This window comes from Pseudomonas sp. S5F11 (genome assembly GCF_019641515.1).
In the GTDB taxonomy this organism is placed as follows: Bacteria; Pseudomonadota; Gammaproteobacteria; order Pseudomonadales; family Pseudomonadaceae; genus Aquipseudomonas; species Aquipseudomonas rhodesiae.
In genome coordinates this window covers 3,049,725-3,063,820 of sequence record NZ_JAIFJZ010000001.1, presented here as the reverse complement: position 1 = coordinate 3,063,820, position 14,096 = coordinate 3,049,725, and the positions used below count along the sequence as shown (strand labels likewise).

The following is a 14,096-nucleotide window of genomic DNA, read 5'->3' as shown; positions in this document are numbered from 1 at the left end:
ATTCTGCTGGGGATAGAGGGTTTAGTCGAGTTTGCTTGGCGGCGGTTCCGGTGCATCGACGACTTTGCCGGCGGGCGGCTCGGGGGCATCCGTGCTCGGTTGCGCGCCGACGATGGTCTTACGCTCGTCTTCCACCGGCACCAGTTTGTACTCCTGGCCGTGCATATTCTTGAGGTACACCTCCATCTGCCGGAACGAGATGTTGATGTGCTGTTTCTTGAATTCGCGGTTGATGTAGCGGTTGACCTCGTCCAGCACCGGGTTGCGGTCGCCCAGGTCGCGCACATGCATGCGCAGTTCGTGGTCCAGGGTGCTTTCGCCGAAGTTGAGGAAGTACACGTGGGGTTCCGGATCTTTCAGAACCCGTGGGTTTTCCCTGGCGGCCTTGAGTAACAATTCCTTCACCAGGTCCAGGTCGGAGCCGTAGTCCACCCCCAGTTTCAAGGTCACGCGGGTGATGGTGTCGGTCAGCGACCAGTTGATCAGTTGCCCGGTGATGAAGGTTTTGTTCGGGACAATGATGTCCTTGCGGTCGAAGTCGGTGATGGTAGTGGCGCGGATGCGGATCTTGCTCACCGTGCCCGACAGGTTGCCGATGGTGATGGTGTCGCCGATACGCACCGGGCGTTCGAACAGAATCATGATGCCGGAGATAAAGTTGGCGAAGATCTCCTGCATACCGAAGCCCAACCCCACCGACAGCGCCGCCACCAGCCATTGCAACTTGTCCCAGCTCACGCCGAGGGTAGACAGGGTTGAGACAAAGCCCACGCCGGCAATGATGTAGGACAGCAAGGTAGTGGTGGCGTAGGCGCTGCCCTGGGCCAGATCCAGTTTGGACAGCACCAACACTTCCAGCAGGCCGGGCAGGTTGCGCGCCAGGGCGAAGGTGATGCCGATGATGATCAGCGCGCCGAGCAAATCGCCGATGCTGATAGGCACCATGCTGATATTCGCACCGGTGCCGCTGGTGTATTCGTACAGGGTAACGTTGTCCAGGTAGGAAAATACCGAGATCAGGTCCGACCACACCCAGTACAACGCCGCAATAAAGCCGCCGAGCAGGGCCAGGCGGATCAGGCGCATGGACTGTTCGTTGACCTGTTCGATATCCAGCGTCGGCTCTTCGATCACCGCTTCGCCATCGCCGGCCTCTTTGGCCGCCTGACGTTTGGCCAGGGCGCGGGAGTAGGCCAGGCGACGGGCCGCCACGCCGAGGCCGCGGACGAAGGTGGCTTCGATCACCAGCCAGAACATCAGCAGGTACAGGGTATTGATCAAGCGGTCGCTGAGTTTGAGGGCGGTGTAGTAGTAGCCGAAGCACACCGCGATAAACAGTGCGATAGGCAGCGCGGTAAACAACAGGCCCACGGCTTTGCGAAACAACGATGCCTTTTCATGGGTGGGGCTGTTGAGCAGCAGGCGACCCAGCAGCCAGGCCATCAGCGCGTAGCAGGTCAGCACCACGCCGATGCCCAGCACGTCGTCGGCCAGCGCCGCCGGTTGGTGCTCGGCGATAGCGACCACGGCCACCAGGGCCAATACCACCAGGCCGAGCTTGCGCACCCAGCCCTGGAGGAATTCGACCTGGGGTTTTTCCCAGCGGAAATGCAGTTCCGCCACGCCGCCGGGCGCGAGAATCCGGTAAGCGGTGTAGAAAACCAACCACGCCTGGGCCAATTGCAGCAGGGCCGAGCCCAGGTTGGCGTTCTGCCCGCGTGCGTCGATCTGCAGCGCGTAGCCGCACAAGGCCAGGCCCAGGGACACCGGCATTGCCAGCAAAATATTGATCAAAATGGCCTGCGGCGTATGCCACTGGCTGTCGCGCTTGAAGTGGCCGATGTCCAGATGGACCTTATTCAGGCGCTGATACAGAGCCTTGCGGCGCCACAGCAGCGCGCCGATCAACAGCAGCAGCGGCAGGAACAGCAGCGGGCGCTGGGTCAGGCCGTCATACAATTCGCTGACGCTGGACGCCCATGGCAGGGTGGTGATTTGCTTGCTCAGGTGCGCCGGTACGGTTTCCAGCCACTCGGTGTCCAGCGGCTTGTTGCTGGGAATCCAGAACATCTGCTCGTCCAGCGTCGCGCGCAGGGTGGTGGCGGTGCTGAGCAGTTGTTTCTGGTTCAGTTGCAGGGTGATGGATTCGTTCAGCAACGCGCTCAACTCGCGGCTCAGGCGTTCAAGCAAGTCGCTGCGGGTGATCGCCAGTTCCAGCAGGGTGCGCCGCAGTTGCGGAGTCACGTCGTCCGGGGGCTGGTTGGCCAGCAGGTTATCCACATAAGCGCTGGGGGAGCTGATCAGCTCGCGCTGCTGGTTGACCTCAAACTGGTACAGCCGAATGTTGGCGATATCGTCCGCCAGGTCGCGGTCCACCGTGAGACGCGGCAGGGCTTGTTTCTGTTTGTAGAGAATCTTGGACAGCAGCAGGCTGCCCTTGAGCACGTTGATCTGCTCGTCCAGTGCTGAATCGCTCTGAGTGACGGCGTCCAGCTGTTGCTTGGTTTGCAGGTTTTTCTGCGTCAGGTCGTTGAGACGGTCGGTGCTTTTGAGCAGGTAGTCGGACAGCTTCAGGTTGGCTGCGCTTTCCGTGGCCAGCAGGCTGCTGCCGCCGGCTTTCTGCGCCTCGATGGACTGTTGGGTCACCGTCTGCTGGCTCTGGGCCAGACGCTTCTGATTGATCAGGGTTTGCAGGTCCTGGATTTCCTGTTCCAGGCGCGCGGTCTTTTCTTGGATCAGGTCGTGCTGGCTGTTGCCCAGGTCTTGCAACTGACTGTTGCCCGCCAGTTCCTGACGACGCAGCGGGATCAGTGCATTCAGGGCCGCCAATTCAGCGTTCAACTGATTGCGTTGGTCGCTGCTCAGGGCTTTGCCGTTGTCCTTGCCGGACTTGAGGGTGGCGTTGATCTGCTGGATGCGCGTCTGGCTGCTGCTGATTTCGGTCTGGGCGCGCTCTGGGCGGGTTTGGGCGGCGATGGTCAGGCTGTTGGCGTCGGCCAGTTCTTTTTGCAGGTCGCCTTGCTGAGTGCTGCGCTGCACCAGCAGCTGTTCCAACTGCGGGATCGGCAGGCTGGCATAACGCTGGGCCACGGGAATGATTTTGGTGGCCTTGAGCCGTGTCAGCTCGCGCTGGTTTTCGCTGGTCTGGCGCGGGGCGTCGTCCAGCTGGCGCTTGAGATCGACCAGGCGTTGCTCGTAATCCTGCTTGTTGCTCAGATACGTGAGGGTTTGCTGCAGGATGGTCTGCAGCGCCTTCATATCGGCGTCGGGCAGTTTGCGGTCGGGCAGCTTGTCCAGGGATTGCTGGATGGCGTCGGCGCTGGGCGGGTCGGCGGCGTAAACATTACCGACGCAAAGGGTCAGACCCAGCAGGGCAGTGGCGAGAAAAGAGCGCAGGATTGGCATAGAGACCGGTCGAGCTAGTGAAGAATCGGGGGCGTTGTCGCCCCGCAGTTTAGAGGAAGAGTCCGGGGCCCGGGCGACTTCCTTCGGGGAATCTGACGCCCACTTTGCCGATCTTGTTCCCGTCCATGACCGCGACGGTCCAGATGGTGTTGTTCCACTCCACCTGGTCGCCCACCACCGGGGCGCCCCCGACCTTTTGGGTGATGAACTGGCTCAGCGGCGTATCCGGGTCGATACCTTCGAGCTTGAGGCCATACAGCGCCGACACCGCGCCTAGCTGGGCGTCGCCTTCCAACACGAAATCGCCGAAGAAGCGCAGGTCCAGACCACGCTGCGGCGCCTGGCTGAACAGCTTGCCCAGGGCCGGCAGGTTGTGTTCGTGGCCGATTACGCAGAGCAGATCATCGACTTCCAGCACCGTACTACCCGACGGATGGAGCAGTTGCTGGCCACGAAACAGGGCGGCGATGCGCGTGCCTTCGGGCATTTTCAGCTCGCGCAGGGCCGCGCCGATGCACCATTTCTCCGCGCCCAGGCGGTAGACGAACAGCTCCCACTCGCTGGTGACATGCACTTCCAGCGCCGCGCGGGAGATCGGCGCCGGGTCCGGCGGCACTGTGACTTTAAGCAGCTTGGCCACCCACGGCAGGCTCGTGCCCTGTACCAGCAGCGACACCAGCACGATAAAGAACGCCAGGTTGAAATACAGCTGGGCATGGGGCAGGCCAGCCATCAACGGGAACACCGCCAGAATGATCGGCACCGCGCCGCGCAGGCCGACCCAGGCGATAAAGGCTTTTTCACGGCCGTGGAAGGCCTTGAAGGGCAGCAGGCCGACCATCACCGACAACGGTCGCGCGAGGAGGATCATCCACAGCGCCAGGCCCAGGGCCGGCAGGGCGATGGGCAGCAGATCGTGGGGCGTGACCAGCAGGCCCAGCACCAGGAACATGCCGATCTGCGCCAGCCAAGCCATGCCATCGAGCATATGCAAGATGCCGTGACGGCTGCGCACCGGGCGGTTGCCGATCACCAGGCCGCACAGGTACACGGCGAGGAAGCCGCTGCCGTGGAAGGCGTTGGTCAGGGCAAAGACGAACAGGCCGCCGGCGATCACCAGAATCGGATAGAGGCCAGTGGCCAGGTTGATGCGATTGACCATCTGCAACATCAGCCAGCCGCCGCCCAATCCGACCAGGCCGCCGATGCCGAATTCGCGCACCAGATGGGTCAGTAGGCTCCAGTGCAGGCCGGTCTGGCCACTGGCGAGCATGTCGATCAGGGTGACAGTGAGAAACACCGCCATCGGGTCGTTGCTGCCGGATTCGATTTCCAGACTGGCGCTGACCCGTTCGTTCAAACCCTTGCCGCCCAGCAGCGAGAACACCGCCGCGGCGTCCGTGGAGCCGACAATCGCGCCGATCAGCAAGCCTTGGATAATGTTGAGGTTGAACAGCCAGGCCGCCGCCATGCCGGTGAGGCCGGTGGTAATCAACACCCCCACCGTGGCCAGCGACAAGGCCGGCCACAGCGCCACGCGGAAACTCGCCACTCGGGTTCGCAAGCCGCCGTCGAGCAGGATCACGGCCAATGCGAGGTTGCCCACCAGGTAGGCGGTCGGATAGTTGTCGAAGATGATGCCGCCGCCGTCGACGCCGGCGACCATGCCCACGGCCAGGATAATCACCAGAATCGGGATGCCCAGGCGTGATGAAAGAGAACTCACCAGAATGCTCGCACTCACCAGCAACGCGCCGATCAAGAACAGGCTGTTGATGGTCGTCGCATTCAAAGGCAGTACTCCATGAGTAGATACAAAAAGACGGGGCGCAAACTGACCATGCAGTCTGCGTGCCAGGGATTCTAACCTGTTGAATTGCCGCCCTGTCAAAAAGCTTTTCATGGCGTTTAAATGTGGAAGGGGGGTTGCCGCCCCGACAGGTTCACCGAAAAATCCAAGGGCGCGCTTCGCGGCCCAGCGCAGGGCAAGCCTGCTCACCACAAAAAACTGGCTAGCTTCTGTGATGAACGAGCTTGCATCGCTATCGGTGGTACGACCAAAGCAGTGAAGAGTGCCTTGGGTTTTTGTCGCACCTGACGAGGGGTTAGCGGATTCAGGAACCAGATGGGGGAAATGCAGTCACTAAGGCTCGAAAGCGTGGCTCCACCCTGAAGAACCGGGCTGCGCGCCGGGGATAAGCCTGGCATCCGAGGTGAATTTTCTTTATCGTCACCGCCCTTTTAAAACGCTCGAGAAATCAAAATGTTAGAAGCATCCCTCAGCCAATTGGAACAACTGGTCAATGACCTGGTACAGCAAAACCAGGACCTGCTGGGCAGCAATGAATCCCTCAAGGCAGAACTTGCCCGCGCCAAGGATGAAAACGACAGCCTGCAACTGAACCTGATGGAGCAGGAAGAAAAACACGGTGCTACTGCCGCGCGTATTCAGGCATTGGTTGAGCGCGTGAGCGCAGGTCCTGTGGGCGCATGAACGAAGGGATAAAGGTCGTTTCGATTCTCGGAGAGGATTACTCGATCAAGGCGCCGCCCGGGGAAGACAAAACCCTGATGCACGCCGTGACCATGCTCAAGGCTTCCCTGGCCACCACCAAGAAAAAGTACCCGACCCTGATCGGTGACAAATTACTGGTGCTGGCGGCGCTGAACCTGTGCGCCGAGCAGATCGAAATGCAGCAGGCTCATCAGCAGGAACTCGACCGTTACCAAGAGCAAGTCAGCGCCACGGTCGAGGTGATTTCCAAGGCGATCCAGCCTTAGAACCATTCATCCTGCATCCCCAGGCACGTATCGTCCCGTGCTTCCAGAATCGCCAGTTCATGATGGCAGCTCGGTACTTCCCAGGTCAGGAAGTACCGGGCGGCCTGGAGCTTGCCTTTATAGAACCCTGCATCCGCTGCATTGCCCTTGGCCAGTCCTTCTTCGGCGCGAATCGCTTGTTCCAGCCAGCGCCAGCCAATCACCGTATGCCCGAACACCTTCAAGTACAGCGCCGAGTTCGCCAGGCTGCTGTTGACCTTGCCTTGGCCGAGATCCGTCAACAAACCGAGGGTGACGCTTTGCAGTCTGTTAAGCAGGTGGTCCAGCGGTTCACGCAACGCGGTGAGTGACGGGTACTGCTGGGCCCGCGCGCCGGTGTCGGCGATCAGGCGGATCAGTTGCTTGAGCCCCGCGCCGCCGTTCTGCGCCAGCTTGCGCCCCAGCAAGTCCAGGGACTGGATGCCATGGGTGCCCTCGTGGATCGGGTTCAAACGGTTGTCACGGTAGTATTGCTCCACCGGGTATTCACGGGTGTAGCCGTGGCCGCCGAGAATCTGGATCGCCAGCTCGTTGGCCTTGAGGCAGAACTCCGATGGCCAGGATTTGACGATAGGGGTGAGCAGGTCCAGCAATTCGTGGGCCTGTTTGCGTTCCGCTTCATCGGCCAGGGTGGTGGTGTCATCGAACAAGCGCGCCGCGTAGAGGCCCAGATCGAAGGCACCTTCCACGTAGGATTTTTGCGTCAGCAGCATGCGCTTGATGTCCGCGTGCTGAATGATCGAGACCGGCGCAGTCGTAGGATCTTTACTGTCAGGTAGACGACCTTGCGGGCGTTCGCGGGCGTATTCCAGCGAGTACAGGTAGCCGGCGTAGCCGAGCATCACCGCGCCCATGCCCACGCCGATGCGCGCCTCGTTCATCATCTGGAACATGCAGCTCAGGCCCTGGTGCGGCTTGCCCACCAAATAGCCCACGCAGTTGCCGTTGTCGCCGAAATTCAGCGCCGTGGACGTGGTGCCACGCCAGCCCATCTTGTGAAATAGCCCCGCCAGCAACACATCGTTACGCGCGCCCAGGCTACCGTCGTCGTTGACCAGGAATTTAGGCACGATAAACAGCGAAATGCCCTTCACCCCCGGCGGCGCATCCGGCAACTTGGCCAGCACCATGTGCACGATGTTTTCCGACAACGGATGATCGCCGCCGGAAATAAAGATCTTGTTGCCTTTGAGGCGATAGGTGCCGTCGGCCGCGGGCTCGGCGCGTGTACGAATATCCGACAGCGACGAGCCTGCATGGGGCTCGGTCAACGCCATGGTGCCGAAGAAGCGCCCCTCGATCATGGGCTGCAAGAAGCGCTGTTTCTGCTCTTCAGTACCGAAGCTTTCGATCAGGTTGGCCGCGCCCATGGTCAGGAACGGATACGACGTGGACGCCGCGTTGGCCGACTGAAAGTGCGCAAAACAGGCTTGGGACAGCAGGGTCGGCAATTGCATGCCGCCGGCCTCGAAGCTACGCGCCGCGTTGAGAAAACCGGCCTCCAGAAACGCATCCACGGCCGGTTTGACCTCCGGGATCAGGATGGCCTTGCCGTCCTCGTAGCGCGGTTCGTTTTCGTCGTTTTTACGGTTATGGGGCGCGAAGTACTTTTCGGCGATGCTGCGCGCGGTGCTGATGGCCGCATCGAAGGTTTCGCGGTTGTGCTCGGCAAACCGCTCGCGCTGGGTCAGGCCCTCGGCATCGAGGACTTCGTACAGCTCGAAAGCCAGATTGCGGGAACTGAGCAGCGTCTCGGACATGGCGGATTACCTTTAGAGGAATTGGCCCGAGTCTAAGCGTGCGAATTAAGGGTGAATAGCAAGATTGATCTAAGTGATGGAGCGGCAGAATGTGGGAGGGGGCTTGCCCCCGATAGCAGTGTGTCAGTGCCCGAGGTACTGACTGATACTCCACTATCGGGGGCAAGCCCCCTCCCACAATGTCTAGCGGTATTTCTTTCAGGGTTAGCCGATGGTCATCAGGCTGGCGTTACCGCCCGCCGCAGCGGTGTTGACGCTCAACGCTCGCTCGATCACCAGGCGCTCCAACGCAATGGAAGTTTCGCCCTGGGACAAACCATGCACGCCGACGATCGCCCCACCACGCTGCGCCACTTGCTGGCACACCGCGCGCAATTGGTCAGAGTCGCCGTGGTGCAGAACGGCATCAAACACCACATCGTCCTTGGTCCAATCGGCCACGCGCTTGATCTTCGCCTGAATGTCTTTCGGCAGGCGTGGGAACAAGGCCTTGGTCAGGTCGATTTCCGGCCATACCGCCGAGCCACCCACCGCCAGTACCGCAGCCAACTGAGTCAGCAGGTCACCTTCCACGTCCGCCAGGCACAGCACATGCTCGCGGGGCAGGATGGCGTAGCTGTTGCGCTCGCCGGTCGGGCCCGTCAGTTGGCGGGTGATACCGCTTTGCGATTGCGCGGCGAACTGGCTGCACAGCACGCTCAGCTCGCTGAACTTTTGGCTGTCGGCCCAGGCTTTAAGGGCTGTCAGCGGTTGGCTCATGGCATCGCGCAGACGTACGTCCGGCGCCGCCAACTTGTCGGCGCGCACGAAGGATTGCTCGATTGCATCGGTAGGACGAGTCGACAGCAAACGGTACAGGTACAGCGGGCCACCGGCTTTCGGGCCAGTCCCCGACAGGCCTTCACCGCCGAACGGCTGCACGCCGACCACAGCACCCACGATGTTGCGGTTGACGTAGACGTTACCGGCGTGAACGTTGTCGATCACTTTGGCGATGGTCTCGTCGATGCGCGTGTGCACACCCAGGGTCAGGCCGTAGCCGGACGCATTGATCTGGCCGATCAACTGGTCGATCTCTTTACGCTTGTAGCGGACTACGTGCAGTACCGGGCCGAAGATCTCGCGTTGCAGCTCGTCGAAGCTTTCCAGTTCGATCAGGGTGGGCATCACAAAGGTGCCGCGCTTGATTTCTTCGGCGTCGGCGATCGCCACCTGGTACACGTTGCGGCCTTTGTCGCGCATGGCCTGGATGTGCTTCTCGATGCCGGCCTTGGCTTCGGCGTCGATCACCGGGCCGATGTCCACGGACAAGCGCTCCGGGTTGCCCAGGCGGCATTCAGCCATGGCGCCCTTGAGCATTTCGATGACGCGGTCTGCCGAATCTTCCTGCAGGCACAGCACGCGCAGGGCCGAGCAACGCTGGCCGGCGCTGTCGAAGGCCGACGACACCACGTCGATCACTACTTGTTCAGTGAGTGCGGAGGAGTCGACGATCATCGCGTTCTGGCCACCGGTTTCGGCGATCAGCGGAATCGGACGACCCTGGGCATCCAGACGCCCGGCCACATTGCGCTGCAGCAGGCGCGCCACTTCGGTGGAACCGGTGAACATCACGCCTTTGACGCGATCATCACCCACCAGGCGGGCACCGACGGTTTCGCCCTGGCCCGGCAGCAGTTGCAGCACGCCTTCCGGAATACCGGCTTCCAGCAGGATGCGCACGGCCTGGGCTGCCACCAGCGGGGTTTGCTCGGCAGGTTTGGCCAGTACCGGGTTGCCGGCGGCCAGTGCCGCGGCGACTTGACCACTGAAGATCGCCAGCGGGAAGTTCCACGGGCTGATGCACACCACCGGGCCCAGTGGGCGGTGGGCGTCGTTGGTGAAATCGTTGCGCGCCTGCACCGCGTAGTAGCGCAGGAAGTCCACGGCTTCACGCACTTCGGCGATGGCGTTGGCAAAGGTCTTGCCGGCTTCGCGGGCCAGCAGCCCCATCAATGGCTGGATCTCGCCTTCCATCAGGTCGGCGGCGCGTTCCAGAATCGCGGCGCGCTCGGCCGGCGGGGTGGCCTGCCAGATCGGGCCGGCATTGATCGCGCATTGGATGGCGTTGTCGACGTCTTCGACGGTGGCTTCCTGAACCTGACCGACCACATCGCGCAGGTCGGATGGGTTCAATACCGCGGTCGACGTTTGCTCGCTGGACGCGCAACCAAGCATCGGTGCGGCTTTCCAGTTGTTGTGGGCGGTGGCCAGCAGGGCGCAGGACAACGAGGCCAGGCGGTGTTCGTTGGCCAGGTCGATACCGGCCGAGTTGGCGCGGTCGCTGCCATACAGGTCGCGCGGCAGCGGAATGCGTGGGTGCGGCAAGCCGAAGCCGCCTTCCACCGTCGCCATTTGCTCGATGCTGGCCACTGGGTCGGCCACCAGTTCCTGGATCGAAATCGACTGGTCGGCGATGCGGTTGACGAACGAGGTGTTCGCGCCGTTTTCCAACAGGCGACGTACCAGGTAGGCCAAGAGTGTTTCATGGGTGCCGACCGGGGCGTAGACGCGGCACGGACGGTTCAGCTTGCCGTCGGCAACCTTGCCGACTACCTGCTCGTACAGCGGTTCGCCCATGCCGTGCAGGCACTGGAACTCGTACTGGCCGGGGTAATAGTTCTGACCGGCGATATGGTAAATGGCCGACAAGGTGTGGGCGTTATGCGTGGCGAACTGCGGGTAGATGACTTCCGGCACCGACAGCAGTTTGCGCGCGCAAGCGATGTAGGAAACGTCGGTGTACACCTTGCGGGTGTACACCGGGTAGCCTTCCAGGCCTTCGACCTGGGCGCGCTTGATTTCGCTGTCCCAGTACGCGCCTTTTACCAGGCGGATCATCAGGCGGTGGCGGCTGCGGCGGGCCAGGTCGATCACGTAATCGATCACGTACGGGCAACGCTTCTGGTAAGCCTGGATCACGAAGCCGATGCCGTTCCAGCCGGTCAGTTGCGGCTCGAAGCACAGGCGTTCCAGCAGATCCAGGGACAGCTCCAGACGGTCGGCTTCTTCGGCATCGATGTTCAGGCCGATGTCGTATTGCTTGGCCAGCAGGGTCAGGGACAGTAGGCGCGGGTACAGCTCGTCCATCACGCGCTCGTACTGCGCACGGCTGTAACGCGGGTGCAGCGCCGACAGCTTGATGGAGATGCCCGGGCCTTCATAAATTCCACGGCCGTGGGAGGCTTTGCCGATGGAGTGAATAGCTTGTTCGTACGAGGCCAGATATTTCTGGGCGTCGTGTTCGGTGAGTGCGGCTTCACCGAGCATGTCGTAGGAGTAACGGAAGCCCTTGGCTTCGAACTTGCTGGCGTTGGCTAACGCTTCGGCGATGGTCTCGCCAGTGACGAACTGTTCGCCCATCAAGCGCATGGCCATGTCGACGCCCTTGCGGATCATCGGTTCGCCGCTCTTGCCGATGATGCGGCTCAGGGAAGAGGTCAGGCCGGCTTCGTTATGGGTAGAGACCAGTTTGCCGGTCAGCAGCAGGCCCCAGGTGGCGGCGTTGACGAACAGCGACGGGCTGTTGCCCAGGTGCGGCTGCCAGTTGCCGGTGCTGATCTTGTCGCGGATCAGTGCGTCGCGGGTGCCCTTGTCCGGGATGCGCAGCAGCGCTTCGGCCAGGCACATCAGCGCCACGCCTTCCTGGGAGGACAGGGAAAACTCTTGCAGCAGGCCCTGAACAATCCCGGCACGGCCGCCGACACTCTTCTGATTGCGCAATTTCTCGGCAATGGTGGCGGCCAGTTTGTTGGTGGCCTCGGCCATGGGTGCCGGGAGGCGGGCCTGTTCGATCAGCATCGGCACCACTTCCGGCTCGGGGCGACGGTAAGCGGCGGTGATCGACGCGCGCAGTACGGACTGCGGCAGGATGCTTTCGGCGAACTCAAGGAAGCACTGGTGAGCGTGGTCGGTCTGGACCTCGCCTACGTCGTCTGCGTCTTTGCTGCTCAAACCATTGAGTTCGGTCAGGGTTGCACCACCCTCCAGTTTCTCCAGGTAATTGAAAATCGCCTGCTTGATCAGCCAGTGCGGCGTGCGATCAATGGAGGTCGCGGCAGCCTTCAGGCGTTCGCGGGTCGGGTCGTCGAGTTTGACCCCAAGGGTGGTCGTCGCCATTTTCTTATCCTCATGGGTGCCACTACCGAGTGGCATTAGCTGGCGGCAAGATTAGCTGTGCACATGCGTAGGTGCAACCGGGTGCAACCTATTTTGTTAATGAAATTTTCGATGGTTCGTCGGAAATAATTAAGCCCTCAGCGTGATGCGCTGCGTGTTGGTGCATTTGCTTCTGAGATCGGCTGTTTTTGCTCCGAAAGGGAGCAAAAACAGGGTGTTTTCCGCAAAATCACTCAAGGTGCAACTTATTCGCGAGAAACTGGTTGCACCTGATTTGCTTTGTTGAATAGCATTCGCGGCCAAGGTGCAACCAGCTTTCGGGTTTGGGGCATCGGCTGGCGGCTTTCCTGGGGAAACGCCAGTCATAAATGCGCGGCACGCGGGTTCGTCTACCCTTGCAAAAGGGTCGGCGCCTGACAGACCGCCGCTACATAAAAACAAAGCCAGGGCGTCACTTCTTATGAGCGTTAGCAATCCAACCCTGATCACGTTCGTGATCTATATCGCAGCAATGGTGCTGATCGGCTTCATGGCCTATCGATCCACCAATAACCTTTCCGATTACATCCTCGGCGGTCGCAGCCTCGGTAGCGTGGTCACTGCCTTGTCGGCCGGCGCGTCCGATATGAGCGGCTGGTTGTTGATGGGCCTGCCGGGCGCTATCTACATGTCCGGTCTGTCGGAAAGCTGGATCGCCATCGGCCTGATCGTCGGTGCCTACCTCAACTGGCTGTTCGTGGCCGGTCGCCTGCGGGTACAGACCGAACACAACGGCGACGCCCTGACGCTGCCCGACTACTTCTCCAGCCGCTTCGAAGATAAAAGCGGCCTGCTGCGGATCATCTCCGCGGTGGTGATCCTGGTGTTCTTCACCATCTATTGCGCCTCCGGCATCGTGGCCGGCGCCCGTCTGTTCGAAAGCACCTTTGGCATGTCCTACGAGACCGCGCTGTGGGCCGGTGCCGCAGCGACCATTGCCTACACCTTCGTTGGCGGTTTCCTTGCGGTGAGCTGGACGGACACCGTACAAGCCACGCTGATGATCTTCGCGCTGATCCTCACGCCGATCATCGTGCTGCTGGCCACCGGCGGCGTCGACACCACGTTCCTGGCCATCGAAGCCAAGAACCCCGACAACTTCAACATGCTCAAGAACACCACCTTCATCGGCATCATTTCGCTGATGGGCTGGGGCCTGGGCTACTTCGGCCAGCCGCACATCCTCGCGCGCTTCATGGCGGCGGATTCGGTGAAGTCGATCGCCAAAGCGCGTCGCATCTCCATGACCTGGATGATCCTGTGCCTGGGCGGCACCGTGGCCGTGGGTTTCTTCGGTATTGCTTACTTCTCGGCGCACCCGGAAGTGGCCGGCCCGGTTACCGAAAACCACGAGCGTGTGTTTATCGAGCTGGCCAAGCTGCTGTTCAACCCATGGATTGCGGGCGTGCTGTTGTCGGCCATCCTGGCGGCGGTCATGAGTACTTTGAGCTGCCAACTGCTGGTGTGCTCCAGTGCATTGACCGAAGACTTCTACAAGACCTTCTTGCGCAAGAACGCCTCCCAGGTTGAGCTGGTCTGGGTCGGTCGCTTGATGGTGCTGCTGGTGGCCTTGATCGCCATCGCCATGGCCGCCAACCCGGAAAACCGCGTACTGGGCCTGGTGAGTTACGCCTGGGCCGGCTTCGGCGCTGCGTTCGGCCCTGTGGTGCTGATCTCGGTGATCTGGAAGCACATGACCCGCAATGGCGCTCTGGCCGGCATCCTGGTCGGTGCGATCACCGTGATTGTGTGGAAACACTTCGCGCTGCTGGGTCTGTACGAAATCATCCCTGGCTTCATCTTCGCCAGCCTGGCGATCTACATCGTCAGCAAGCTGGGCGCGCCGACTGCGGGTATGGTCGAGCGTTTTGATGCGGCGGAAAAAGACTACAACCTCAACAAGTAATTCGCCGG

Annotated in this window: 7 protein-coding genes; 3 read left to right on the top strand and 4 right to left on the bottom strand. The window is 61.2% G+C overall.

The window, feature by feature from the left end:
- Positions 1–21: 21 nt before the first annotated feature.
- Positions 22–3,405: a mechanosensitive channel MscK gene (mscK, locus tag K1567_RS13850; protein WP_034095539.1), complete on the bottom strand. Its 3,384-nt coding sequence runs from the start codon at positions 3,403–3,405 to the stop codon at positions 22–24.
- 49 nt (positions 3,406–3,454) lie between these two features.
- The gene (locus K1567_RS13845; RefSeq protein ID WP_034111465.1) at positions 3,455–5,197 is read right to left on the bottom strand and encodes a potassium/proton antiporter; all 1,743 of its coding nucleotides are present in this window, start codon (positions 5,195–5,197) and stop codon (positions 3,455–3,457) included.
- 471 nt (positions 5,198–5,668) lie between these two features.
- Here K1567_RS13845 and K1567_RS13840 point away from each other — a divergent pair, with 471 nt between their 5' ends.
- Both K1567_RS13840 and K1567_RS13835 read left to right on the top strand, forming a co-directional pair.
- Complete coding sequence (locus K1567_RS13840; protein WP_034095541.1) at positions 5,669–5,899, top strand: hypothetical protein; 231 nt, start codon at positions 5,669–5,671, stop codon at positions 5,897–5,899.
- Positions 5,896–6,186, top strand: coding sequence for a cell division protein ZapA (locus K1567_RS13835; protein WP_034111467.1), 291 nt, complete (start codon positions 5,896–5,898; stop codon positions 6,184–6,186). Before K1567_RS13840 ends, K1567_RS13835 begins: the two co-directional genes overlap by 4 nt.
- Here K1567_RS13835 and K1567_RS13830 read toward each other — a convergent pair.
- On the bottom strand, positions 6,183–7,985 hold the full coding sequence (locus K1567_RS13830; protein ID WP_047881430.1) for an acyl-CoA dehydrogenase: 1,803 nt from the start codon (positions 7,983–7,985) through the stop codon (positions 6,183–6,185). The genes K1567_RS13835 and K1567_RS13830 overlap by 4 nt on opposite strands.
- Before the next feature lie 204 nt (positions 7,986–8,189).
- Positions 8,190–12,143 (bottom strand): trifunctional transcriptional regulator/proline dehydrogenase/L-glutamate gamma-semialdehyde dehydrogenase, encoded by a 3,954-nt coding sequence (putA, locus tag K1567_RS13825; protein WP_220698576.1) that lies wholly within the window; start codon positions 12,141–12,143, stop codon positions 8,190–8,192.
- A gap of 460 nt (positions 12,144–12,603) precedes the next feature.
- Here putA and putP point away from each other — a divergent pair, with 460 nt between their 5' ends.
- Complete coding sequence (gene putP / locus K1567_RS13820; RefSeq protein ID WP_034095545.1) at positions 12,604–14,088, top strand: sodium/proline symporter PutP; 1,485 nt, start codon at positions 12,604–12,606, stop codon at positions 14,086–14,088.
- Positions 14,089–14,096 lie beyond the last annotated feature (8 nt).

Bases quoted from the DNA above. Each gene is read 5' to 3' on its own strand.
- mscK (WP_034095539.1), bottom strand. From the start codon at position 3,405: ATGCCAATCCTGCGCTCTTTTCTCGCCACTGCCCTGCTGGGTCTGACC.
- K1567_RS13840 (WP_034095541.1), top strand. From the start codon at position 5,669: ATGTTAGAAGCATCCCTCAGCCAATTGGAACAACTGGTCAATGACCTG.
- K1567_RS13835 (WP_034111467.1), top strand. From the start codon at position 5,896: ATGAACGAAGGGATAAAGGTCGTTTCGATTCTCGGAGAGGATTACTCG.
- K1567_RS13830 (WP_047881430.1), bottom strand. From the start codon at position 7,985: ATGTCCGAGACGCTGCTCAGTTCCCGCAATCTGGCTTTCGAGCTGTAC.
- putA (WP_220698576.1), bottom strand. From the start codon at position 12,143: ATGGCGACGACCACCCTTGGGGTCAAACTCGACGACCCGACCCGCGAA.
- putP (WP_034095545.1), top strand. From the start codon at position 12,604: ATGAGCGTTAGCAATCCAACCCTGATCACGTTCGTGATCTATATCGCA.